Source organism: Streptomyces sp. NPDC004065 (assembly GCF_044903565.1).
GTDB lineage: Bacteria > Actinomycetota > Actinomycetes > Streptomycetales > Streptomycetaceae > Streptomyces.
Genome location: NZ_JBJDQT010000080.1, coordinates 1 through 1,110 on the forward strand (window position 1 = coordinate 1; position 1,110 = coordinate 1,110).

A 1,110-nucleotide genomic window follows, 5' to 3' on the forward strand; every position below is an offset into this window, starting at 1 on the left:
AGACCCCAAGCCGTTCATCTGGACCAAGACCGCCGAGGAGATCCTCGAATCCCTCGCACGATTCTGCCGACGGATCTCCGGCGCAGGACACTAGTACTCCAGCCGTAGATCGTGATCTCGATGATGAGGGGCGCCGAGGAGACAGGTGGTCAGTGTCGATCATCTGGACGAGATCGACCACGCCACCGAGGGTGTCCGTTCCTTCTCCGCCTACCCGACTACTCAAGTCCACCGAGACGGAGGGCGTCCCTTAATTCGCTGAGCTTCTCGGTCGTCGCCGGGGTCCGCTCCTGCGCCTGTCCAGCGAGTCGGAGGGCATCCTCAATCTCTTTGAGTTTCGCGTAGGGCAGGGCGCCCGCCCGCTCGATCAGGTCGTCCCGGGACACGGTGGTCAGCCACGTACAAGGGGTAAAGCCCGGAGACGGGAACGCGACCCGCAGCACGCCTTCAAAGGGCAGTCCTTCCATGGCGCCTACTGCCACTTCGACGCCCAGACCGCTGATGTCGACGCCCGCCGGTGCCACGACCTGCATCACCCGGATGCCGGACGCGTCGCCTTCCGACAGCAGTACGACCGGCCGCCGCTCGTCGAACTCGACCCACCAGACTTCGCCACGTTGCACATGTCCTCCTGACCCAGGACCGCATGCGTACGCTGCGCGACCCTGACGCGCTGTGGAGACAGGTGCGGCCACGTTGATCATCGGTGTGTGAAGACAAACGATCACGCGGTGGCCGCAGGTCACAGCGTAGACCCTGCCCGCTGGCAGGAGGCTTTCGATGGCCTGATGAGCCGGATAGCCGGGCGGTTCGCGCGGGTCGAACCCCGCCTCCGGGCCAAGCGCTTGGTGCCGGGCCTGCTGTCGGATCTGCCGCGCAAGAACTGCTGGACGATCGCAGAGTGGGCCGGGGAGGCCACTCCGCACGGCATGCAGCATCTGCTGTGCAGGGGGTCACCCTCGCGATGCTGGCCCATGCTTTCCTCGCTGTCGTCCACGCCGACGAACACGCACACGGGACTGCTGCATGATCAGGTGACAGCGGGGTTATGCAGCCAGAGCTGCGGGTGGGGTCATGGTGGTCTCGTACTCGACGGGGGTCAATCGGCCC

1 protein-coding gene and 1 pseudogene are annotated in these 1,110 nt (G+C 65.4%); one reads left to right on the plus strand and one right to left on the minus strand.

Annotated features, from left to right (window positions below):
• Positions 1-218: 218 nt before the first annotated feature.
• Positions 219-623, minus strand: a complete 405-nt coding sequence (locus tag ACI2LW_RS33725; protein WP_404735066.1) for a type II toxin-antitoxin system PemK/MazF family toxin — start codon at positions 621-623, stop codon at positions 219-221.
• A gap of 165 nt (positions 624-788) precedes the next feature.
• Between ACI2LW_RS33725 and ACI2LW_RS33730 the strand changes: the two are divergent.
• Positions 789-1,110: pseudogene (locus tag ACI2LW_RS33730) on the plus strand (hypothetical protein); the annotation flags it as partial.